We start from the raw sequence: 21,480 nt of genomic DNA on the forward strand, positions 1-21,480 counted from the left end.
GACGCACATACCTGACCCAAGCCTCATGCCTCGCCCGAGGTGCCGCAGCCCAGATCAATGCCACAGCGCCCCAAAGCCCAAGGCCCAACGTCCCTCGTCAAGACCTGAGCCCCTCAAAGCCCCACTCCGACCAAGCCCCTCACACCAGCCGAAGCTCCCGCCAACGAAACCCCGCCACACCACCGACAGACGCCACCACCACCAAAACCCCACCGCGACAAACCCCGCCACCACCAACCCTCACCCCCCAAACCTCCCCCAACACTCACAAACCCCCGCCACCAACACCACCCCCAAAACCCAAAAACCCAAAACCCAAAACCAACCCCACCTACCGCCCCTGCAACCCGCTGAGCGCCGCGTAGAACTCGTGGTGCCGAACGAGCTCTCGCTCCACCGGCTCGATCACCAGTGACTCCGCCACCGCCGACACCCGTCGCCGCATCTCCAGCTCCAGCCTCTCCCGCTCGTTCGCAGCGCCGAGCACCACGAAGTTACGACTGGCCACAGCCGACAGAACCCCCAGCCCAAGCACGGATGCCAGCATCAACCCCACCCAGGGAAGCGACCCCACATCCCCGAACACAGCCAGCGAAGCGGGAAGCGACCCCACCGAGAAGACGCCGACCACCACGCCGACGACCAGCCACACAAGGGCGGCGGTGAAGGCCGCGACCAGGAGGTACTGCCAGTACTTCAGCAGCCGCCACCAGCCGGGCACCCGGTCAAGGCGGGGGGCGATCTCCGACAGCTCCTCGGACAGCACCTGCGGCAGCTGCGACGCGCGGGAGCGTGCGGCGTCGTGCAGGGCGGTGCGCCAGGTGTCGTGCATGCCGACCGACAGCCCGTCGGACAGGGCCTGGACGGCGTTGGCGACCTCGGCGGACTGGGCGGTGACGGTGCCGCCGACCAGGCCGCGTACCTCGTCGCGTACCTCGGCCAGGCGCAGGGTCTTCAGCGGGTCGGGGCCGAGGCGGCGGGCCCAGCGGGCGAACGGCCAGCCCACCCACTCCTCCGACCGTACGGCGTAGCCGTTCTCCATGGCCTCGCCGACGGCGGGTACCCCGACGGCGTCGCAGAGGGCGTCGGTGAGGCCGACGCGGCGGGCGGCGTCCACGGCGGCGGGGGCGGGCTGGGCGCCGGATTCAGGCAGGACCGAGGAGAGCTTGCGGTCGACCCTGTCGAGGTCGGCCTCCAGGCGCAGCAGGGCGGCCCGGCGACGCGAGACGGCTTCGGCGAGCACCCCCTTCAGGCTGTCGACGCCGCGTCCGCTGAGGGCCGACGTGGCCACGACGGAGGGCCGGTCGACGCCTTCGCGGCGCAGCAGTTCGCCGAGGTCGGCCACGCACTCGGCGAGGTCCTCCTGGGTGAGCTTGTCGGCCTGGTTCAGCACGAACACGGTCACGGCGTCGTGCCCGGCCAGTTCGGTGACGTAGCGGCGGTGGGTGGAGGCGTCGGCGTACTTCTGCGGGTCGAGTACCCACACGATGAGGTCGGCCAGGCCGATCAGCCGGTCGGCCTCGTGGTCGGTGAGCGCGCGGATGGAGTCGTGGTCGGGCAGGTCGAGCAGGATGAGGCCGTGCAGCTGGCTCTCGCCCTTGTCCAGCGCGCTTGCCCTGGCGAAGCGGTGACGCCACTGGATCTGCAGCCAGTCGAGCAGCGGCGCCGCGCCTTCGAGCCCCCAGACGCACGCGTGGGTACGCGCGGTCGTCGGACGGCGTACTCCGGTGGGTGACAGTTCGAGGCCCGAGATCGAGTTGAACAGCGACGACTTGCCGCTGCCCGTGCCGCCGGCGAGTGCGACGACGGTGTGCTCGCTCGACAGCTTGAGCCGGTCGCCCGCCCGCAGCAGCAGCTGCCCCGACTCGGCGACGAGCTTGGGGTCGATGCGTCCGTTGCCCAGCTCGACGATGCGGCCCAGCGCCGCCAGACGCGTGCCGAGCGGCGGCTTGGCACGTCCGGCCCCGAGTCCGCGGCCCTGGCCGGGGCCCGAGGTGTACGGCGAAGCTGAGAGGCTCATCGGGCCACCTCGAGGTTGTACGTCGCCTGGTAGAGGCGAGTCGCTGCCGACTCGTCGGGGATTCCGGCGGAGTCGAGGGCCTGGGTGTAGCGCAGGGATTCCTCGTCGAACAGCATGCCGACCCTGGCCCGCAGGTCGCTCATCGCCTTGGCGCTGATGGCGCGCAGCGACTCGGCCCCGAGCAGGGCCCGGACCATGCGTTGCGGGAGCTGGCTGGTGCCGCTCTCGGCGGCCACCTCGGACGAGCCGTAGCCGAACAGGCCGACCATGAAGATCAGCGAGAGCGACTCGGCGTCGAACGAGACGACCTTCGACACCGAGCGCTTGGTGACGCCTTCGGTGCGGATCAGCTCGGCCATGTGCTCCTGCCAGGCGCCGACCGCCCTGGTCGTACGGCGTACCAGCTCGTCGGAGGGCCGTTCCAGGCCCGCGCCGAGTGTCGCGCCGAGTTCGGAGCGGCGGGTCCAGCGGCCGACGACCTCCTCGGCCGCCTTGTGGGCCGCCGAGACGATCACCGACTCCAGCCCGGAGCGCAGGGCGGCCTTGAACGCCATGATGCGTTCGGGAGCGTTCGGGGAGCCCTTGGGGCGCTTGCCGATGTGCAGGGTGCGCATGAGGTCGCCCGATCCGGCGAAGTCCTGCCAGCGGGCGAGTACCTCACCGTGCAGCAGGGCGCCGCTGCCCGCCGCCTCGTCGATCTGGTGCAGCGCGCTCATGTACGCGGCGTCGACGTCGCCGCGCAGTTCGCCCCTGAAGGCGACCTGCGCCTCGAGGTGGCGGGCGAGGGCGGGCACACGGGTACGGAAGCTGTTGAGCACGCCGTCGAGGGTGGCGTTGACCGCCTCGGTCCTGCGTTCGTCGTCGACCGACAGCTCGGCCAGCCACAGGCGCAGTTCGGTGACGGCGCTGTCGGGCAGCTTGCCGTCGTCGACCTCCGTCTCCTCGATGACGAACCGGTCGACCTCGCCCATGCCGTACTCGGTGAGCATCCTGACGAAGTGCTTGAGCACGACCTCGCGCGACTTGGCGGGAACGCGGGACAGCACGATCGCCAGGCGGGCGCCGCGCTCCTTGGCCAGGCGCAGCAGCTTCCACGCGGGGGCGTCGGCGTAGCGCGCGGCGGTGGTGACGAAGATCCAGAGGTCGGCGGCGTCGAGCATGCGGTGCGCGATCTCGTGGTGCTCCTCGACGACGGAGTCGATGTCGGGGGTGTCGAGCAGCGCGACGCCTTGGGGCAGGCGTTCGGTGGGGACCAGGACGAGGGCGTCGAGCCCGGCGTCGGGGCCCGGCCTGTCGATGCGCTGCAGGGAGCCGAGCAGGTCGCCCTCGGCGTACCAGCGGTGGTCGTCGGGGTGGCAGGCGAGTACGGGGGTGCCGGTGGTGGGGCGGCGCACGCCGGTCTTGCTGACGTTCGCATTGGCCAGGGTGTTGACCAGGGTCGACTTGCCTGCGCCGGTCGATCCGGCGACGACCACGAGGGCGGGTGCGGTGCTGCGCCTGACGCGCGGCAGGACGTAGTTGCCGAGCTGGGCCAGCAGTTCGGCCCGCGCCTGGCGTGCCTCCTTGGCGCCGGGGAGCTCCAGGCCGAAATGCAGGTCGGTGATGCTGTCGCGCAACGCGTTCAGCGCGGCGCCCAGCGCCTCGGCCGCGGCGTCGGGCAACTCCTCCTCGACGACCCTGTCCTCGGGGGCATCGGGGTCCTCGGACTCCTCGGGATCAGCCTCAGGGGCATCATCCTCCTCGGAATCGTCAGGCTCCTCGGATTCAGCCTCAGGGGAATCGTCGTCGACGGAATCGTCGACAGGTTCCTCCGCGTCCCTGATGGGACTGAAGGTCAGGGTCTGTTCCCCCACCGACTCGGGGTGCTCAACCGGCTCGTCGGCATCGCCGACGGACTCGGCGGCGTTGTCAGCAGCCGATTTCACGGGACCCGCTCCGCTCGAACCATCTCGACCTCCTGGCCGACCTTCACGACATCGCCGACGACCACGATCGCCGGGGGCCGTATACCAGCCGCTGTCACACGGTCGGCCACGGTGGACAGCGAGGCGATAACAGCTCGCTGGGTGGGAAGAGTACCGTCCTGTACCACCATTACGGGAGTTTCCGGCGAACGTCCGTCTTTGACCAGAGTCTCGGCGACCTTGGCCAGCCGCTCGACGGCCATCATGAGCACCAGCGTGCCGTTGGAGCGCGCCATCGCGGGCCAGTCGACGGTGGACTGGGGATGGTCGGGCGCCACGTGCACGGAGATCACGTGGAACTCCTGGCTGACCCCGCGATGGGTGACGGGCACCCCTGCGGAGGCGGGCACGGCGACCGCGCTGGTGATGCCGGGCACGACGGTCACGGGGATGCCCGCCTGCGCGCAGGCGATCACCTCTTCGCCGCCCCTGCCGAACACGTACGGGTCGCCGCCCTTGAGCCTGACGACGAACTTGCCCTGCCTGGCATGCTCGACGAGCAGCTCGTTGATGCGTTCCTGGGCCAGCGACCTGCCGTAGGGCACCTTGGCCGCGTCGATGAGCTCCACGTCGGGCGCGAGCTCGTCGAGCAGGGCGCGAGGGGCGAGCCTGTCGGCGACCACGACGTCGGCCTGGGCCAGGAGCTGGCGTCCGCGCACGGTGATGAGCCCGGGGTCGCCTGGCCCGCCGCCGACGAGCGCGACGCCGACCGGCTTGGTGCGGTTGCGCCTGGCGTCGACGGTGCCGTCGCGCAGGGCGCCGACGACCGCGTCGCGGATGCCCGCCGCCCGTCTGGGGTCGCCGCCCGCGGTGATCGCGACGCTGATCTCGTCGACCTTGCCGCTGGCGGGCGTCCAGGCGGCGGAGGCGTCCTTGTCGTCGGCGCGTACGCACCAGACGCGCTTGGACTCGGCCTCGGCCGCGATGGCGGCGTTGGCCGCGGTGTCACTGGTGCAGGCCTGGACCAGCCAGGCGCCGTCGCAGTCGCCCTCCTGGTAGGCGCGTGCCTGCCAGGTGACTCGTCCGGCGGCGATGAGGTCGTCGAGGGCGGGGGTGACGCTGGTGGAGACGATGACGACCTCCGCGCCCGCTTCGAGCAGCGCGGGAACCCGCCGCTGCGCGACCCTCCCGCCGCCCACGACGAGGACCCTGCGGCCTGTGAGCCGCAGGCCAAGGAGGTAGGGGCCCATGTCGCCGAATCTCCCGTTCGCGAAGAATGGTGTGTTGGTAGGTAAACCTACCGGGTCACGTCTCCTGCTTCTCCGACACGCCCGCCGAGTCGAACGTCGCCACCTCGTGCATCACCCGTACGGCCGCGCACACCAGCGGGTGCGCGAGCAGGCCGCCGGTGCCTTCGCCCAGGCGCAGTTCGAGGTCGACCAGCGGTCTGAGGCCCAGGTGGTCGAGCGCGGCGGCGTGTCCGGGCTCGGCCGAGCGGTGTCCGGCGACGCAGTGGTCGGCGGCGGCGGGCGCGATGGCGGCAGCCGCGAGTGCGGCCGCTCCCGCGATCACGCCGTCCAGGATGACGGGCACCCGGCGTGCGGCGCCTCCCAGGACGAACCCGGCGATGGCCGCGTGCTCGAACCCGCCCAGCGCGCTCAGCACCTTCCAGGGGTCGCTGTCGGCCGTGATCGTGTTGACGGCGAGCGCCTCGCGGACGACGGCGACCTTGCGGGCGTGGGTGGCGTCGTCGATGCCGGTGCCCCTGCCGGTCACGGAGGCCGCGTCGCGGCCGGTGAAGGCGCAGATGAGGGCGGCGGAGGCGGTGGTGTTGGCGATGCCCATGTCGCCGGTGACCAGACAGCGGGCGCCGTCGTCGATCAGGGAGGCGGCGACCGCGATGCCGGCCTCGACGGCGGCCACGGCCTGTTCGCCGCTCATCGCGGGACCGGCGGACAGGTCGGCGGTGCCGTATCCGATCTTGTGGATCAGCAGGCCGGGGGCCGGGTCCAGGTCGGTGGCGACGCCGACGTCGACCACGGTGACCGTCGCGCCGACCTGGGCCGCGAAGGCGTTGGCGACCGCGCCTCCGGCCAGGAAGTTGGCCACCATCTGGGTGGTGACCTCCTGCGGCCACGGGCTCACGCCTCGGGCGTGCACGCCGTGGTCACCGGCGAAGATGGCCAGGGCGGCGGGCTCGGGCATCGGCGGCGGCGAGAGGGCCGCGGCCCCGGCCAGGCGGATCGCGACGTCTTCGAGCACGCCCAGTGCGCCTGGCGGCTTGGTCAGCCTGTCCTGGTGCGCTCTCGCCTCGGCGAGCGCCGCCGCGTCTGCGGGGCGGATCGCGGACAGGGTCTCGGCCAGCAACGTCCCGGCGGGCATTCGACGGCCTCCTAGGCCAATCACACGGGAAATCCCATGATTTCCAGCCATAACGATAACGCGAGCCGAGCCGGGCTAAGCCGGGCGCAGCGCCTCCTCGTAGCGGTCGATGACCACGTCGGCGAGCGTCTCACAGTCGCCGATCACCTCGGCGCACCGGATGTCGAGCTCGGGATGCCCGGCCCCGTAGGACAGCGCCTGCCCCCAGACCCGCTCCAGCAGCCCACCGGCGAACAGGAGGTACGGGACGACGATCACGCGCTTGGCGCCGAGCCTGCGGCACCGTTCGAGGCCGCCCGGCACTCCTGGCGGCGTCAGCGAGACGAACGCGGTCTCGACCGTCATGAAGTCGTAGGCGTGCGTCTCCCAGAACAGCCGCGACACCCGATGGATCTCGGCGTTGGCGACGGGATCGGTCGAGCCCTCCCCCACCAGGACGACCGCGGTCTCGGCCGGCTCGACGTGCTGCGAGGGCTCCTCGACCGGCACCGAGGGCACGGCGCGCAGCCTGGGTCTCGGCCTCGGCTCGGCGAGGAGTTCGAGCGGGCGCAGCCTGGGGATCTCGGCGGCGGCGTCGGCGAGCCTGTCGGCCAGCAGGGCCAGCACGCGGGGGTCGGGCCCGAGCGGCCTGCCGTAGTCGTACATCAGCGTGGGGTGCCGCTCGGCCATCAGGGCGAGCGCCGAAGGGTACTCCTCGCCCGCCTTGCCGAGGCTCAGCGGCAGTGCGACGAGGCGGTGGTGCCCCCTCGCGACCAGCGAGGCGACCGAGTCGCTCAGCCTCGGCCTCGACTTCTCCAGGTAGCCGCCTGAGACGTCGGCGGCCGTCTGGTCGAGCCGACAGCGGAGCCTGTGTACGAACCTGCCGAACTCTGCGGCGCCGGTGTCGTCGTTCGAGCCCTGCCCGATGAGCAGGAGCGGGGGCTTCATGTAGGGATCTCCACGGCTTTGACCTGGGGCTACCTAGACAAGACGAGTGAGGATATCCGATGCCCAGGGGTTCGCGACAGGTCACACTACGTGATGTGGCACAGCATGCAGGACGAAAACCGGATCCGCGGCCACCAGCGCGTGCGACCCGTCGGCCCTGACGACCAGCCTGGACGCCTGGATCTGCGTGCCCTCGGCCCGATACCCGTGCAACCGCAGAAGATCGAGTACGGCGGGCACGTGTTCGAGCGAGGCGGGCGTGCAGACCAGCGAACGCGGCCCCCGCGCGGCGCAGGCGGCGATCACGTCCGGCCCGCCACCGCCCACGAAGACGGCGTCGGGGTCGGGCAGCGGTTCGAGCGCGGGAGGCGCCTGACCCTTGGTGAGCGCGACCTTCACACCGTGGGCCAGCACGTCGGCGCGCAGCAGGTCGCAGCGGGCCTGGTCGCGTTCGACGGCGACGACGGCGGCGCCGAGCCTGGCGCACTCGACCGAGATCTCGCCGGTGCCCGCGCCCACGTCCCAGACCAGGTCGCCGAGCCTGGGGCCGAGCTTGGCCAGGATGAAGGCGCGTACCTCTGCCGGTCGCTCCTGGCGCAGCGGCAGCGCCCATTCGGCCGGGCCTGGCCCTCCGCCCGCCAGCCAGCCGCGCCCGGCCGCCTTGTGCAGCGGGTCGAGGACCAGCACGACGTCCGGCCGGTGCCAGGGCCTGGTCGTGGCCTCGCCCATCCGCGAGTGCGAGACGCGTTCGGCGGGTCCGCCGAGGTCCTCGCAGACGATCAGGGCGCGTGGCGTGGTCGGGGCCAGTTCCCTGGCCAGCTCGCCGGGGCCGATGCCGTCGACGGCGAGCACGGCGACCTTTGGCCTGGCCCGGCAGACGTTGACGGCCCTGCGCAGGTCTTCGGGGCCGCGGGGCGCGACGACGAGCGCGTCGTCCCACGGCAGGCAGGCGGCGGCGAAGGCCCGGGTGGCCAGCGACGGGGCGGGAAGCACGCACGGCTTGATGCCGTGGGCCCGCAGGGCGCGCAGCACGCCGAAGAAGCCGGGGTCGCCGTCGGCGAGCACGACCGCGTGCCCTTCGCCGCGTTCCAGGTGCTCGTCGAGCACACCGAGCAGGGCCTGCTCGCCCACGGCCGGCACCGCCTCGCCCGCGTCCGGGGCGCTCGCCCGGCCGAGCAGGTGCGGGGGGCCGGTGAGCAGGGCCGCCTTCGCGACGAGGTCTCGTGCCCGCTCCGGCAGCCCGGAACCGTCCCACCCGATCACCGTGATCATCGCGCCTCCCGCCTCCCCTTCAGCCTGACGGCTCGACGCCGATCACACCAGCCTCACTCCAGGTCGCCGGGCAGCAGGCTGTAGACGACCAGGTCGCCGCCCTTGTGCACGCCTCTGGCGACGCCCTCCCTGGTGAACCCGGCCTTGTACGCGACCCGCTGCGAGGCCTCGTTGGCGGGTGCGGCGCGCAGGACGAGCCGCTGGAAGCCGTGCCTGCCGAACAGCCAGCGGGCCACGCCCAGGACCGCCTCGCCGGTGAAGCCGTTGCCCCTGGCCCAGGGCGCGGCCATGTAGCCGATCTCGGCCGAGCCGTTGGCCCAGTCGGCCGCCTTGAGCTCGATGTTGCCCGCGTAGCGTGCCGTGGCACGTTCCTCCACGGCCCAGACGATGCCGTCGCCCGCCATGCGGTGCTGCTCGGCCGTCGTCAGGGCGTACAGGCGGGCCTGGGCCTCGGTGTAGCCGCGGGGCAGGCCGGTGCGGGCCTGGGTGAGCTCGTCGGCCCCGGTGGCGGCCAGGGCGGGCACGTCGGACTCGGCGTAGCGCCTCAGCAGCAGCCTGCCGGTGTGGATCTCCTCCATGGGGAAGATCTCGGCGACGGCCCCGCCTTCGCCGCAGTCGCCGCGCAGCCTGCCGAAGACGACCAGGTCACGCCGTCCCGCCTCGCCGTGCTCGGCGCCGCGCAGCACGCCCTCCCGGGTGAACCCGGCCTTCTCGGCCACCCTGAGGGAGGCCAGGTTGTCGGCGGCGGCGCGTAGTTCGACCCGTTCGAGCGGGGTGACGGCGAACAGCCAGGCGACCAGCGATCTGGCCGCCTCCGAGGCGTATCCCCTGCCCCTGTGGACGGGGTGCACGCCGTAGCCGATCTCGGTGGTGCCGCCTGGCCACGACGTCCTGAACAGGCTGACGGCGCCGATGACGAGACCGTCCCCGTCGGTCATGGCCAGGTGCATGCCCTGGCCGGAACGCCGCAACTCGTGCACGCCCGTGGCCAGCCAGCGCTCGGTGTCGGCGGCACGCGTGGGCGCGCCCGGCGGCAGGAAGCCGACGCCCGAGCGCACGATCGCCCTGATGCGATCGGCGTCCTCGGACCCGAAGGGCCGCAACACCAGGCGTGGCGTCGTGATGCGCACGCCGGGCTCGAAAGCGCTCATGTCTCTCCCAGGACATCCCGATCTCAGCCGAAGACTACGACGGGTTGTCCCGCCTCCTGCCGGGTAGGGGCGGTTCCTGCCGGACGGGAGGACGGGTGGCGAGGTGAGACTGGACTTCTTCAGGCCGATGTACGAACGCAGAGGCCCCTTCGTCTCGGTCTACGTCGGCGGGCACGGCTGGCCCGAGCTGCGCGGGCGGCTGGGCGCTCTGCCGGGCGACACGCTCGCCGCCCTGGACGAGGCCGTGGCCGAACCGGCGCCCGGTCACGCGCTGTTCGCCGCCGAAGGCGAGGTCGTACACGCCGAACGCCTGCTCGCCCCGCCCGGCCGCGACCTCGTGCACCGCTCGCCCCTCCCGCTGATCACCCCGCTGCTGCTGCGCCGCGGCGAGAACGTGCCGCACGTCCGCGTCCTGCTGGAGCGCGCCGTCACCCGGGTGAGCGCGTACGGCAGAGCCGCGCCCAGGCACACGGCGCTTCCCGCCTCCGACCGGCCGATCCGGTGCACCGGCCAGGGCGGCCGTTCGCACCGGCGTTACGCGCTCGGCCTCGAAGCCGCCAGGCAGGCCCAGGCCGCCGCCGTCGCGCAGGAGGTGGACGAGCAGGTCAGGCGGACCGACGCCGAACTGGTCCTGGTGGCGGGCGGCCCCAGGGCCAGGTCGGTGCTCTGCGACAGGCTGACCACCCGTTCGGCCGATCGCGTGGTGATGGTGGAGGCGGCCGGGCGGGACGGCGAGGGCCTTGAGCGCGGTGTGGAGACCGCCCTCGACGACTGGATCGACAGGCGGCGCGCCGATCTGCTCGGCCGGGTGTGCGAGGCGGGCTGTCACCGGGGCATGTGGCCCTCGGTGCTGGCGTTGCGCGAGGGCAGGGCGCAGGCGCTGCTGACGCCGGGCGAGCTGGACGTGCCGGTGTGGATCGGGCCCGGGGCGGTCCAGGTGGCGCCGGACGCCGCCGTGCTGCTGGGAGGACGCGGGGTGGCCGCGCCGGTGGTCGAGCGCGCCGACTCGGCGCTGGCCAGGGCCGCGGCGATGACGGACACCGAGCTGTGGTTCGCACCCGAGCTCGGCGGGGTGGCCGCGGTGCCGCGCTTCTGAACGGCGACGGGGTCGGACCAGCGCGGGCGCGCCGAGGCGCCGCCCAGGGTCGAGCCGCGGTGCCCCGCCTCTGAACGGCGACGAGGTCAGACGGTCACGACGACCTCCAGGGTTCGCGGACCGTGCACTCCCTCGACGCGGTCGAGTTCGATGTCGCTCGTCGCCGAAGGGCCGCTGATCCAGGTGAGCGGGCGTGCGGGGTCCAGGCGGCCGAGCGCCTGCGGCACGCCGTACACGATCTGGGGGGAGGCGACCACGCACAGGTGGTAGTCGGGCACGAGGGTGAGCGCCCGTGCGCCCTGGCCGGGGCCGGTGTCCAGGATGATGGTGCCGGTCTCGGCGATGGCGGCGGCGCAGCCGGTGAGCACGCCGTCGGCGCTCATCAGGTCGGCCTCGGTCAGCGGCCGTGCCACGCGCCAGGACTCGGGCAGGCCCTCGGGGATGATCAGTCCTCTGCCCTGCGAGAGCCTGAGCAGCGTGGCGGGCAGGTCGGCCTCGGGCACGACGTGCACGGCGGCGCGGTAGTCGCCGACGCGCTCGGCGAACAGCTCGACCAGGCCTTCGGCCGGGCCCGTCGTGCGGTAGTCGCGGACGATCCCGGTGTCGGGCGCGTGTGCGACGGCCTGCCTGATCCTGGCGAGGATCTCCTCACGGGCGTTCATGCTTGAGCCACCAATCCCTGAACGACTCCTGCGGGATCTCCGGCAGGTCCCTGGTCTCGGTCCACGCCGACAGCGGTCCGGGCAGCCGATCGGGCACGAAAGAGCGCAGGCGCGTGGCCAGGCGCTGGGCGCGCGTCAGGCGGGCCTGGTCGCCGAACAGCCATCCGGCCACGGCCATCCCGGCGCGTTCGGCCACGGGATGCCTGACCTTGGCCCGCAGGTCGACCAGGACCTCGGGGATGTCGATGGCGACCGGGCACACCTCGTAGCAGGCGCCGCACAGGGTGGAGGCGTAGGGCAGGGAGGCGTCCATGGGCGTGGACATACCGCGCAGCTGGGGCGTGAGGATGGCGCCGATCGGCCCGGGGTACACCGAGCCGTAGGCGTGGCCGCCCGCGCGTTCGTACACGGGGCAGACGTTGAGGCAGGCCGAGCACCGGATGCAGCGCAGCGCCTGGCGGCCCGTCTCGTCGGCGAGCACGCCGGTGCGGCCGTTGTCGAGCAGCACGAGGTGGAAGTCCTGGCCTTCGGCGGCGCCGGTCCAGGTGGAGGTGTAGGGGTTCATGCGCTCGCCGGTCGAGCTGCGCGGCAGCAGCTGCATGAAGACCTCCAGGTCGCGCCAGGCGGGCAGCAGTTTCTCGATGCCGACCACACTGATGAGCGTCCTCGGCAGCGTCAGGCACATCCGCCCGTTGCCCTCCGACTCCAGGACGACGAGGGTGCCGGTTTCGGCGATCATGAAGTTGGCGCCGGAGATCGCGACCTTGGCGGAGAGGAAGCGTTCGCGCAGGTGCAGCCTGGCGGCCTCGGCCAGCGCCGCGGGTTCGTCGCCCAGCCCTTCGGGCGCCGGTCTGCCCCACTCGCCCATCTTGCTGAGGAAGATGTCGCGGATCTCGGCCCGGTTGCGATGGATGGCGGGCACCAGGATGTGCGAGGGGAAGTCGTCGCCGAGCTGCACGATGAGCTCGGCCAGGTCGCTCTCGTATGCGGTGACGCCTTCGGCGGCCAGGTGCTCGTTGAGGCCGATCTCCTGGGTGGCCATCGACTTGACCTTGACCACCTCGCGCTCGCCCGTCGCCTTGACCAGCGCCGTGACGATCGCATTGGCCTCGGCGGCGTCGCGTGCCCAGTGCACGTGCCCGCCCGCCCTGACGACCTGCTCCTCCATCCGCACCAGGTAGGTGTCGAGGTGGCGCAGGGTGTGGTCCTTGATCTGCCTGCCCGCCTCGCGCAGTTCGGCCCAGTCGGGCAGCTCGCCGACGACGCCCGCGCGTTTGCCCCGGATGGTGTGGGTGGCCTTGCGCAGGTTGCGGCGCAGCTGGGCATCGCCCACGGCTCGTTCGGCGTTGGCGGGGAAGGGGCCCGGCATGCCGAGGAAGGTGGATCCGGCCATCAGGGCGCCGCCGTGGTGGCGAGGATCTCGGCCAGGTGCATGACGCGTACTCCGTTGTTCTGGCGGCGCATGGCGCCCGCGATGTGCATCAGGCAGGAGTTGTCGGCCGCGCAGAGCACCTCGGCGCCGGTGTCCACGACGTTGCGGATCTTGTCGGCGCACATGGCGGCCGACACGGCCTTGTTCTTGAGTGCGAACGTGCCGCCGAACCCGCAGCACTCCTCGGCCCCGCCGAGCGGCACGAGGTCCAGGCCGCGTACCTCGGCCAGCAGCCTGGCGGGCCGGTCGCCCAGGTGCAGGCCGCGCAGCGAGTGGCAGGTCGGGTGGTAGGTGACGCGGTGCGGGAAGCTCGCCCCGACGTCGCTCACACCGAGCACGTCGATGAGGAACTCCGACAGGTCGTACACCTTGGCCACCACCCCGGCCGTGCGCTCGGCGTCGAGCCTCGGGTACTGCTCGCGCACCATCGCCGCGCACGAGCCCGACGGCGCGACGATCGCGTCATAGCCGTCGAAGACGTCGGCGAAGTGCCTGGCGAGCTTGACGCCCTGCTCGCGGTAGCCGGTGTTGACGTGCATCTGCCCGCAGCACGTCTGGGCCGAGGGGAAGTCGACCTCGCAGCCGAGCCGCCGCAGCAGGCGCACGACCGCACGCCCCGTCCCGGGGAAGAGCGTGTCGTTCACACACGTGATGAACAGGGCTACGCGCACGGTTGTCCTTTTCCGATGGCCATGAATGGTCAGACCACAGTATGGTCAGACCATACACATCGGACAAGAGGGGACGCCGTGACGGCCAACGCCTGGCAGCCGGTCAAGAAGAAGCGCACGTTCGAGGACGTGCTCGCCCAGATCGAACGGCGCATCGTCGAGGACGGCCTCACCCCCGGCGACCGGCTGCCCCCCGAACGCCAACTGGCCGAGCAGCTCCAGGTCGGCCGCTCGTCGGTGCGCGAGGCCCTGCGCGTGCTGGAGACGCTCGGCGTGGTGGCCTCCCAGGCGGGCAGGGGGCCGGACGCGGGCGCCGTGCTCGTCGCCAGGCCGGACAGCGCGCTCACCGACCTGCTCAGACTGCACCTCGGCCTGGCCAGCCTCTCCCTCGACGAGGTCGTCGACACGCGGCTGATGATCGAGCAGTGGGCGGCGGGCCGGGCCGCCGGGCTCGGCGCCGACACCTCGGCGCTGGAGCGCGCTCTGGCCGCCATGGACGCCTCGACCTCGGCCGAGGAGTTCGTCGAGCACGACACGGCCTTCCACGTGGCCATCGCGGAGGCGTCGGGCAACCGGCTGGTCGCGGCCGTGATGCGCTCGTTGCGCGAGGCCGTGCGCAAGCACGCGGTGCGGGCGGTCGAGCGGCTCGGCACGACCGAGGGCCTGCGCGCCGACCACGCCCGCATCCTGGCCGCCGTGCGGGCCGGGGACGAGGCCGAGGCGGCGCGTGCCGTCGCCTCGCACCTCGCCCGCGCCTACCCGGACCACAAAGCGCCGGGCGCGGTGACCGGGTCAGTGGAACTGGTCGGTGACACGGCAGCCGGGGCCTGAGCACAGCTGCATGAGGTTCAGCCTGAGGCGCAGGTTGCGGATCAGCGAGCGATCGGCGCCCTTGTAGACGTTGCGGAGCTGGTGCGGGTCCTTGACCAGGTCGTAGAGCTGGTGCTCCCCCGTCGCGTAACGGACGAACGTATGCCGCTCGGTCCGCAGGGCGGCATAGGCGGGCACCGGCGTCTGCGCGGCCGACGCCTTCTGGGCAGGCCGGGTGAACTCCACCAGAATGTTGCGCCGCCACCTGTCCACCCGGTCGCCACGCAGGAACGGCAGCAGCGACCTGCCTTCGGCGAACAGCGGCGGCACGCCCGAGCCGATCGCGGCGAACGTCGGCGCGAGGTCGACGGTCGAGGTCAGCGCCGAGACCGTGCGCCCGGCGCGCACGCCCGGCCCCCTGACGACAAGCGGCACCCTGATCGCCTCCTCGAACGGTGTGGTCTTGCCCTGGGCCAGCCGGTGCTCGCCCTGGTGGAAGCCGTTGTCGGAGGCGAACACGAGATAGGTGTCGTCCAGCTTGCCGCTCTCGGTGAGCGCCTTGACCAGGGCCGCGACCATGTCGTCGACGCCGAGCATGGCCCGCATCCGGTTGCGGTAGCGCTTGTCGATCTTCGCTTCGGCCTTGGCGTCGAGCCTGGGGCGCTCGCGCAGCCACTGCGGCTCGCGCTTGAGGTCGGCCTGGTCGAACGCCTTGCCCCTGGGCGCCCTGGCCTCGGCGAACGCGCCCGCGTGCCTGGCGGCGTGCGCGGCGGGCAGGTGCGGGGCGATGGGCGCGAGATAGAGGAAGAACGGCGAATCGTCCTTGCCGGCGATGAAGTCGACGGCCTTGCCGGTGAGCACGTCGGCCAGGTAGTCGCCCGGGGCCGTGCCGTACGTCCTGAGGGCGCCGTTGTCGTTGAGGGTGTAGTCGTACTCCTCGTAGAGCCTGCGCACGGGGACCGCCCACTGGTCCCAGCCTTCGGGCACGTGGGTGGGCTGGGTGACGCCGCCCGGGTAGTGGTTGAGGTACTTGCCCATGAGGCCGGTGCGATACCCGGCGGCCTTCATCCAGGTGCCCAGCGTGGAGCGCTCGAGGCCGGACCGGAAGAACCTCTCGAATCCCCCCTCCGGCGCCGTGTTGGTGAGCACGCCGTGGCTGTGGACGTACTGCGAGCGCAGGATGGAGGAGCGTGAGGGGCAGCACCAGGAGTTGGTGACGAAGAAACGGTCGAACGAGGTGCCCTTGGCGACCAGTTCGCGGTTGATGACGGGGAAGTGCCGCAACGAGGCCGCGTCCAGGTCGTCGGCCAGGATGAAGACGATGTTGGGGCGGGCCGCCCGCCCGGCCGGCAGCGCGAGCGCCGACGGCACGGACAGCGACGCCAGCGACAACGCCAGGAGCAGGCAGGCGAGACGGCGAAGACTCTTGATCACAGAGTTCACGTTCTCCCGAAGATCGACGATTGACACCCGAAGTCACAGGATCACTACGGAACGTGCCCATCATGACGACCGACCATCTCACAGACGCTCCTTCTCCGCCCCCGGACACCGCGAACGGGCGGGCGGCTCAGTCGGGCCTGGGCGCCGGGTTCTCGGTGACCGAGCGCAGCAGCGGCCTGCTCAGCGCGCCCGCGCCGAGCACGCCCGCGAAGCCCAGCGTGACGCAGACCAGCAGGGTGAGCGCGCCGCTGACGTCCATCGAGCCGATGACGAACGGCGAGGCCACCGCCATGCCGACCGCGATCGAGCCGCCGCCCATCACGGTCAGCGGGATCACGGTCTCGGCCCTGCGCGCCCGGTCCAGCACCTCAAGCGGCGTGCCCGCCAGGCGCAGCAGGGCGAACGTCTGCCGCCTGTCCAGGATGGACGAGGCCGCCGTGATCCCGGCGCTGGCGATCGCGACCAGGAACGACACCGAGAGCACCACGATCGTGCCGGTGCGCACGTCGCCGATGATCGTGGCGCCCCAGAGGTTCTCGTCCGCCTCGCTCGCGGCGACGCCGCCGGGGACCAGACCGGTGAGCGCGGTGCGCGCCCTGTCGGCCGTGACCTGGTCGTCGGTGCCGAGAGCGGCGACGACCGAGAGCTTCTCCTCGCTCACCTCCGCCTTGAGCCCGGCCTCGGCCAGCGCCGTGCGGGCCCGCTCGGCGACGGTGGCGACCTGGGCGGCGGGGACCGCGATCCGCAGCCGGTCGGCCGGATGGTCGCCCACGAGCGCGTCGCTCGGGCTCAGCAGGCCGATGAACCCGGCCACGAATCCGGTCAGCGCCACCCCGCTGACCGTGCGCCAGGCGGCTCGCGGGTCGTCGACGAGCCTGCGGCCCGCCAGCAGCATGGCCGGTCGCCTCGCCGTGCCCGCGGTGATCCGGCCGATCACGCCGACCACCCACGGCCCGGCCACATTGATCGCCAGGAACGCCCCGCCGACGACCACGGCGATCACGCCCACCCCGACGCCCATCCCGAGCATGGGCACCGCGGCCAGCGCCGCCACCAGCATCAGCAGCCTGACCGCCCGCATCCCGGGAGGCGTCTGCCGCTTGGCCACCCCCAGCGGGCTGACCACGACCCGCCTGAGCCCCACCACGGCCGACAACCCCACCAGCAGGGGTACGGCCAGCAGCAGCCCGGCGACGGCGAGCGGCGGCGGCCACAGATCGGCGGTGTACCAGGCGCCGCCCGCGATCTCGATCCCGGCCAGCAGCGGAGCCGCGAGGGCGTAGAGCACGGTGCCGAGCGACGCCCCGGCGAAGGCGACGATCATGGCCTCGGCCACGGTCATCCACACGACCTGTCCAGGCGTCGCACCGACCAGGCGCAACGCGGCCAGTCGCTGGTCGCGGCGGGCGACGGTGAGCCGGGCCGCGGCCCCGCCGAACACCAGCAGCGGCACCACCATCAGCACCGTGGCGACGATCCCGAGCGCCTGGTAGGCACGCGCGTCCTCGGTCGGCTCACCGGCGAGCGAGGCCACCTTCGTCGGGGAGGCGCCCCTCAGCCAGTCGCCGGAGCGCGAGGCGGCCAGCGCCGGGTCGCCGGGCGCACGGCCCAGCACCGCGACCAGTTCGCCCGGCCGTACCAGGGCCTGTTCGCCGAGCAGGCCCGTCACCTTGCCGTACCTGGCGGCCAGGTGGTCGGCGGGCAGCTCACGGGCCAGGGCGGCCAGCGCGGGCGACAGCCACACCTCGCCGGGCGCGGGCATGCGCGCAAGGCCGGGCGGCGGGGTCACGCCCGGCTTGAGCGCGGCCAGGTCGACGACGGTGATCGGCAGGCCGCGCACGTGGTCGTAGGCCAGGGCCTCGATCGCGACGGCGTTCTTCGTGGCGGCGACCGGGTTGCGCCAGGCGCCGCGTTCGGCCCTGCCGTCGAAGGCGAAGTTGACCGCGACGGCGAACATCAGCAGCATCGCGGACACGGCGACCGCGCCCAGGGTCAGCGCGGTGCCCAGCGCGCCTTTGCGCCCGCCGCCTTTGAGCAGGCGCCAGCTCAGCCTGAGCAGGTTCACACCATCACCCCGCTGACCAGCCTGCCGTCGCGGACCTCGACCGTGCGGTCGCACCAGCGGGCGACGTTCGGGTCGTGCGTCACCACGATGAGCGCGGCGCCGTTGTGCTTGGTGGCCTCGACCAGCAGCCGCATGGTGTCGTGGCCCGTCGTCTGGTCGAGCGCGCCCGTCGGCTCGTCGGCGAACACCACGGCTGGCCTGGTGACCAGTGCCCTGGCGATCGCCACCCGCTGGGCCTGGCCGCCCGACAGCTCGCCCGGCCTGCGCGTCTCCATCCCGGCCAGGCCGAGCGGCGCGAACCAGTCGCGGGCCTGGCCGACCGCCTTGCTCCTGCTCACGCCGCCGAGCATCAGGGGCAGGGCGACGTTCTCGTCGGCGGGCAGCTCCGGCAGCAGCTGGCCGAACTGGAAGACGAATCCGAACCTGGTGCGCCGCAGGGCGCTGCGCTCGCGCTCGCTCATGGCGTCGATGCGGGCGCCGAGCAGGTGCACCTCGCCCGCGTCCGGCTTCATGATCCCGGCCAGGCTGTGCAGCAGGGTCGACTTGCCCGATCCACTCGGTCCCATGATCGCCACGGCCTCGCCCCGGCCGATCGACAGGTCCACATGGTCCAGCGCCACGGTCGCGCCGAACCTCTTCACCAGCGCCCTGCCTGAGAGTACTTCGTTCATGTGCCGAGCCTCTCCCGCACGGCGGGCACGCAGGATCGGCCGGGTGTCCGGTTCCCATCGGCCGAACGACTGATCTTAGAGTGGGGGCCGTGACTATTCGGGTGCTGATCGCCGACGACCAAGAGCTGGTGCGCACGGGATTTCAGATGATCCTCGACGCCCAGCCGGACATGGAGGTCGTCTCGGCCGTCCCGGACGGCGCCGCCGCCGTCGAGGCGGCCAGGCGGCTGCGGCCCGACGTGTGCCTGCTCGACATCCGCATGCCCAGGCTCGACGGCCTCGAGGTGACCAGGATCCTGGCCGGGCCCGGCGTCGAGAACCCGATGCGCGTCGTCATCGTCACCACGTTCGACCTCGACGAGTACGTCTACGGCGCCCTGCGCTCCGGCGCCGCCGGGTTCCTGCTCAAGGACAGCGGGCCGACGCTGCTCATCGAGGCGATCAGGGCGGCGGCGGCCGGTGACGCGCTGGTCTCGCCCTCGGTGACGGTACGGCTGCTGCAGCATCTGGCCCAGCCCAGAGCCGGTGTCGGCGGCGCGCAGCCTGCCGATCCGCTGACCGAGCGCGAGCTCGACGTCGTCCGGCTGGTGGCCAGGGGCCGGACGAACCAGGAGGTGGCCGCCGAGCTCTTCGTCTCGCTTTCGACGGTGAAGACACATCTGGGGAGCATTCAGGGGAAGCTCGGTGCCCGTAATCGTGTGGAAATCGCCGCATGGGCGTGGGAGTCCGGCGTGGTGCGCTGATTAGAGAGGGGTCCGGCGGGATACAAGTGATTCAGGTCCCGCAGCGCATGCACGGGGGGAGAGATCCATGCGCTTTACCCCGTCGAAGAGGCACGCGACAGTCGTCCACGTGACGCTCGCCGCCCAGGTCCTTTCCTTTGCCGCCCTCGTCGTGTTCGAGGAGGCCAGGGGCCGCAGGCTGGCCACCGAGATCGCCGCGCTCGGCGGCGATCCCCGTTCACCCGGAGCCGCCGCGGTCGTCGGTGCGGTGACGGTGTTCGCCGTGCTGGTCATGGCGCTCATCGCGACGACGGCCGCCGCCGCCTACGCCTACCTGTCGTGGCTGAGCAGGGCCAGGCAGGTCAACAGGCAGAGCGGCTCGGTGCTGACGGCGTGGCTCGCGCCCTTCTACAACCTGCTCGCGCCCGCCGTACTGGTCGACGAGACCTGGCTGGGGGCCAAGCCGCCCTTCGACCGGCGCGGGCGCTGGCTGGCGCTGGTCGCGGCCTGGTGGCTGAGCTGGCTGGCCACGCTGGCGCTGCTGGTGATCAGGCTGTCGGGCGCCTCCGAAGGGCTGACCGGGCTCGGCGGCGCCGAACTGGCCGCGGTGTCGATCTCGGCGCTGCTCTGCGGGCTGACGGTCAGGGAGATCACCCGTATCCAGACCGCGCCCGCCCGCCGCCGCCAGCCGGCGGGCCGGGCGATCCCCGCCGTCCAGTAGGGCTCAGCCCGCCTCGATCGAGGTCCAGCCGGGCAGCGTCAGGCCCAGCAGGGTGAGCGTGCCGTCCTTCTCGTGCGCCGATCCCTGCCACGAGGCGCGCCAGGTGAGGCTGCGCGCGGCCTCCTGCCTGCCGAGCAGCGCGCGGGCCTCGTCGTTGAGCGTGAGGGCGAAGGCGTGGCCGGTGTTGACCGCGGCCAGTTCGTGCTTGACGACGTACCACGACACCACGCCGCCGTCGGCCGTGCGCAGCGCGTGGCCCTGCTGCTCGTCGCTTCGCTCCTTGGCCGTCCAGCGGGAGCGGCGCAGCAGGTCCCGCACGTCGCCCAGCGCCTCGCGCAGCCTGCCCGACGCCTTGTCCGGGGCCAGGTCGTCGCCCGCTTCGCCGGTCAGGTAGTCGGCGTGCCTGGACGGTGCGCGCGCCGTACCGGCCTCGGCCGCGTAGCCCTCCGGGTCGAGGGCGAGCGCGGGCATCGGCTCGCTCTGCGCGCTCCACTGGGCCAGCCGCCACGGCGTGCCCTTCGCGTCCTGGACGAAGATCCCCACATCGCCCGTCATGCCCTCGCCGACGGCCCCGGCGGCGAACCAGCGTGGATAGCCGCTCGTCCTCGGGATCGCGAACCGCTCGTCGAACTCGGGCCCGGCGCCCGGCAGCAGCCGCTGCAGCGCCTTGTACACCCTGAGCGCCGCCGCCGTGCGCCGCTCGGTCCCCCTGAGCACCTGCAGCGCACCGGCTGGAGTGATCGCCGGCTGGTCCTGGCGTACGAGCCCCGAAGGCGTGGCGCCCTCGCGCTCCGCCGTACACCCGGCCAATCCGACGCACACCCCGACAACGGCGCACACCACCATCAAACGCACCCGCATGATGGACAGTGTGCTGTACGGCGGGCCCGAGATCACCTATGCCCGCCGCCGGGGTCAGCGGCGGGCCAGCCCCTCGACGGCGACGGCGAGCAGCCTGGCCACCGCGTTCTCGCCGGGCAGCCGCTCGCCCGCCCAGGCCACGCCCGCGGCCATGGCCAGCAGCTCGCTGCCGGTGAGATCGGCCCTGACCTGCCCGGACGCCTGCGCCCTCGCCAGCAGGGCGCCTCCGGCCGCGCGCATGGCATGGCAGGAGTCGTGCAGGTCCGAGCCCTCGTCGCGCAGCGCCGCGAGCACCGATTCGGGCAGGCCCTTGTAGGCGCCCGATCCCACGGCGAACTCCTGCAGCCACTCCACCAGCGCCGCCAGCGGGTCCGGCGCCCGCAGCAGGTCCTCCGCCCTGGCCTTGAGCCGGTCGAAGCCGCTGCTCATCAGCGTTTCGAGCAGCGCCTCCCTGGTCGGGAAGTGCCGGTACAGCGTGCCGATGCCGACGCCCGCACGCCTGGCGACGTCACGCAGGGAGGCGTCGGTGCCGTGCTCGGCGAAGGCCTGGCGCGCGGCGTCGAGCAGCAGGTCGTAGTTGCGCCGCGCGTCGGCGCGCATCACCTCGGCCATCGCCGCCTCCCCACCCGCCCCGGTCGCTATCGGAGCAATGCTCCGGATAGCCTACCAG

At 72.5% G+C, this 21,480-nt stretch carries 19 protein-coding genes; 4 read left to right on the top strand and 15 right to left on the bottom strand.

Annotated elements, in window-relative coordinates:
• Window positions 1-331: 331 nt before the first annotated feature.
• From ACTWNK_RS34610 to ACTWNK_RS34640, 7 genes are all read right to left on the bottom strand, one after another.
• Window positions 332-2,020, bottom strand: coding sequence for a GTPase (locus ACTWNK_RS34610; RefSeq protein WP_474309120.1), 1,689 nt, complete (start codon window positions 2,018-2,020; stop codon window positions 332-334).
• A complete protein-coding gene (locus ACTWNK_RS34615) occupies window positions 2,017-3,945 on the bottom strand; it encodes a dynamin family protein (RefSeq protein WP_474309121.1) in 1,929 nt (642 codons plus the stop codon). The genes ACTWNK_RS34610 and ACTWNK_RS34615 overlap by 4 nt, the downstream gene beginning before the upstream one ends.
• Entirely contained in the window at window positions 3,942-5,174 is a 1,233-nt protein-coding gene (cobA, locus tag ACTWNK_RS34620) for a uroporphyrinogen-III C-methyltransferase (RefSeq protein WP_474309122.1), read from the bottom strand. The genes ACTWNK_RS34615 and cobA overlap by 4 nt, the downstream gene beginning before the upstream one ends.
• Window positions 5,175-5,229: 55 nt before the next feature.
• Complete coding sequence (gene cobT, locus ACTWNK_RS34625; protein WP_474309123.1) at window positions 5,230-6,306, bottom strand: nicotinate-nucleotide--dimethylbenzimidazole phosphoribosyltransferase; 1,077 nt, start codon at window positions 6,304-6,306, stop codon at window positions 5,230-5,232.
• Window positions 6,307-6,381: 75 nt separating this feature from the next.
• On the bottom strand, window positions 6,382-7,233 hold the full coding sequence (locus ACTWNK_RS34630) for a sirohydrochlorin chelatase (protein WP_474309124.1): 852 nt from the start codon (window positions 7,231-7,233) through the stop codon (window positions 6,382-6,384).
• A gap of 81 nt (window positions 7,234-7,314) precedes the next feature.
• Complete coding sequence (locus ACTWNK_RS34635; protein ID WP_474309125.1) at window positions 7,315-8,505, bottom strand: bifunctional cobalt-precorrin-7 (C(5))-methyltransferase/cobalt-precorrin-6B (C(15))-methyltransferase; 1,191 nt, start codon at window positions 8,503-8,505, stop codon at window positions 7,315-7,317.
• A 53-nt stretch (window positions 8,506-8,558) separates the two neighbouring features.
• The gene (locus ACTWNK_RS34640; protein WP_474309126.1) at window positions 8,559-9,656 is read right to left on the bottom strand and encodes a GNAT family N-acetyltransferase; all 1,098 of its coding nucleotides are present in this window, start codon (window positions 9,654-9,656) and stop codon (window positions 8,559-8,561) included.
• 103 nt (window positions 9,657-9,759) lie between these two features.
• Between ACTWNK_RS34640 and ACTWNK_RS34645 the strand changes: the two genes are divergently transcribed.
• The gene (locus tag ACTWNK_RS34645; protein ID WP_474309127.1) at window positions 9,760-10,752 is read left to right on the top strand and encodes a baeRF2 domain-containing protein; all 993 of its coding nucleotides are present in this window, start codon (window positions 9,760-9,762) and stop codon (window positions 10,750-10,752) included.
• An 86-nt stretch (window positions 10,753-10,838) separates the two neighbouring features.
• On the opposite strand, the gene ACTWNK_RS34650 is transcribed toward ACTWNK_RS34645, so the two are convergent.
• Genes ACTWNK_RS34650 through ACTWNK_RS34660 form a run of 3 tightly spaced genes read right to left on the bottom strand, consistent with a single transcriptional unit; the run spans window position 10,839 to window position 13,517 of the window.
• Entirely contained in the window at window positions 10,839-11,414 is a 576-nt protein-coding gene (locus ACTWNK_RS34650) for a LutC/YkgG family protein (protein WP_474309128.1), read from the bottom strand.
• Entirely contained in the window at window positions 11,401-12,807 is a 1,407-nt protein-coding gene (locus ACTWNK_RS34655; RefSeq protein ID WP_474309129.1) for a lactate utilization protein B, read from the bottom strand. Before ACTWNK_RS34655 ends, ACTWNK_RS34650 begins: the two co-directional genes overlap by 14 nt.
• A complete protein-coding gene (locus ACTWNK_RS34660) occupies window positions 12,807-13,517 on the bottom strand; it encodes a (Fe-S)-binding protein (protein ID WP_474309130.1) in 711 nt (236 codons plus the stop codon). Before ACTWNK_RS34660 ends, ACTWNK_RS34655 begins: the two co-directional genes overlap by 1 nt.
• A gap of 78 nt (window positions 13,518-13,595) precedes the next feature.
• On the opposite strand from ACTWNK_RS34660, the gene ACTWNK_RS34665 reads away from it, so the two are divergent.
• Window positions 13,596-14,348: a FadR/GntR family transcriptional regulator gene (locus tag ACTWNK_RS34665; protein ID WP_474309131.1), complete on the top strand. Its 753-nt coding sequence runs from the start codon at window positions 13,596-13,598 to the stop codon at window positions 14,346-14,348.
• Here ACTWNK_RS34665 and ACTWNK_RS34670 read toward each other — a convergent pair.
• The 3 genes from ACTWNK_RS34670 to ACTWNK_RS34680 form a co-directional block, all read right to left on the bottom strand.
• Window positions 14,310-15,761: a sulfatase family protein gene (locus ACTWNK_RS34670; protein WP_474309132.1), complete on the bottom strand. Its 1,452-nt coding sequence runs from the start codon at window positions 15,759-15,761 to the stop codon at window positions 14,310-14,312. The genes ACTWNK_RS34665 and ACTWNK_RS34670 overlap by 39 nt on opposite strands.
• Before the next feature lie 136 nt (window positions 15,762-15,897).
• A complete protein-coding gene (locus ACTWNK_RS34675) occupies window positions 15,898-17,835 on the bottom strand; it encodes an FtsX-like permease family protein (protein WP_474309133.1) in 1,938 nt (645 codons plus the stop codon).
• On the bottom strand, window positions 17,832-18,506 hold the full coding sequence (locus tag ACTWNK_RS34680) for an ABC transporter ATP-binding protein (RefSeq protein ID WP_474309134.1): 675 nt from the start codon (window positions 18,504-18,506) through the stop codon (window positions 17,832-17,834). Before ACTWNK_RS34680 ends, ACTWNK_RS34675 begins: the two co-directional genes overlap by 4 nt.
• Window positions 18,507-18,595: 89 nt before the next feature.
• Here ACTWNK_RS34680 and ACTWNK_RS34685 point away from each other — a divergent pair, with 89 nt between their 5' ends.
• Both ACTWNK_RS34685 and ACTWNK_RS34690 read left to right on the top strand, forming a co-directional pair.
• Window positions 18,596-19,249 (top strand): response regulator, encoded by a 654-nt coding sequence (locus ACTWNK_RS34685; RefSeq protein WP_474309135.1) that lies wholly within the window; start codon window positions 18,596-18,598, stop codon window positions 19,247-19,249.
• Between the two features lie 109 nt (window positions 19,250-19,358).
• Entirely contained in the window at window positions 19,359-19,949 is a 591-nt protein-coding gene (locus ACTWNK_RS34690) for a DUF4328 domain-containing protein (protein WP_474309136.1), read from the top strand.
• 3 nt (window positions 19,950-19,952) lie between these two features.
• Here the strand turns inward: ACTWNK_RS34690 and ACTWNK_RS34695 are convergent, their stop codons facing one another.
• Together ACTWNK_RS34695 and ACTWNK_RS34700 are read right to left on the bottom strand one after the other, a co-directional pair.
• Window positions 19,953-20,810, bottom strand: a complete 858-nt coding sequence (locus ACTWNK_RS34695) for a DUF8094 domain-containing protein (protein ID WP_474309137.1) — start codon at window positions 20,808-20,810, stop codon at window positions 19,953-19,955.
• A 54-nt stretch (window positions 20,811-20,864) separates the two neighbouring features.
• The gene (locus ACTWNK_RS34700) at window positions 20,865-21,422 is read right to left on the bottom strand and encodes a TetR/AcrR family transcriptional regulator (RefSeq protein ID WP_474309138.1); all 558 of its coding nucleotides are present in this window, start codon (window positions 21,420-21,422) and stop codon (window positions 20,865-20,867) included.
• Window positions 21,423-21,480: the final 58 nt, after the last annotated feature.

It is taken from the genome of Nonomuraea sp. IBHARD001 (assembly GCF_056106265.1).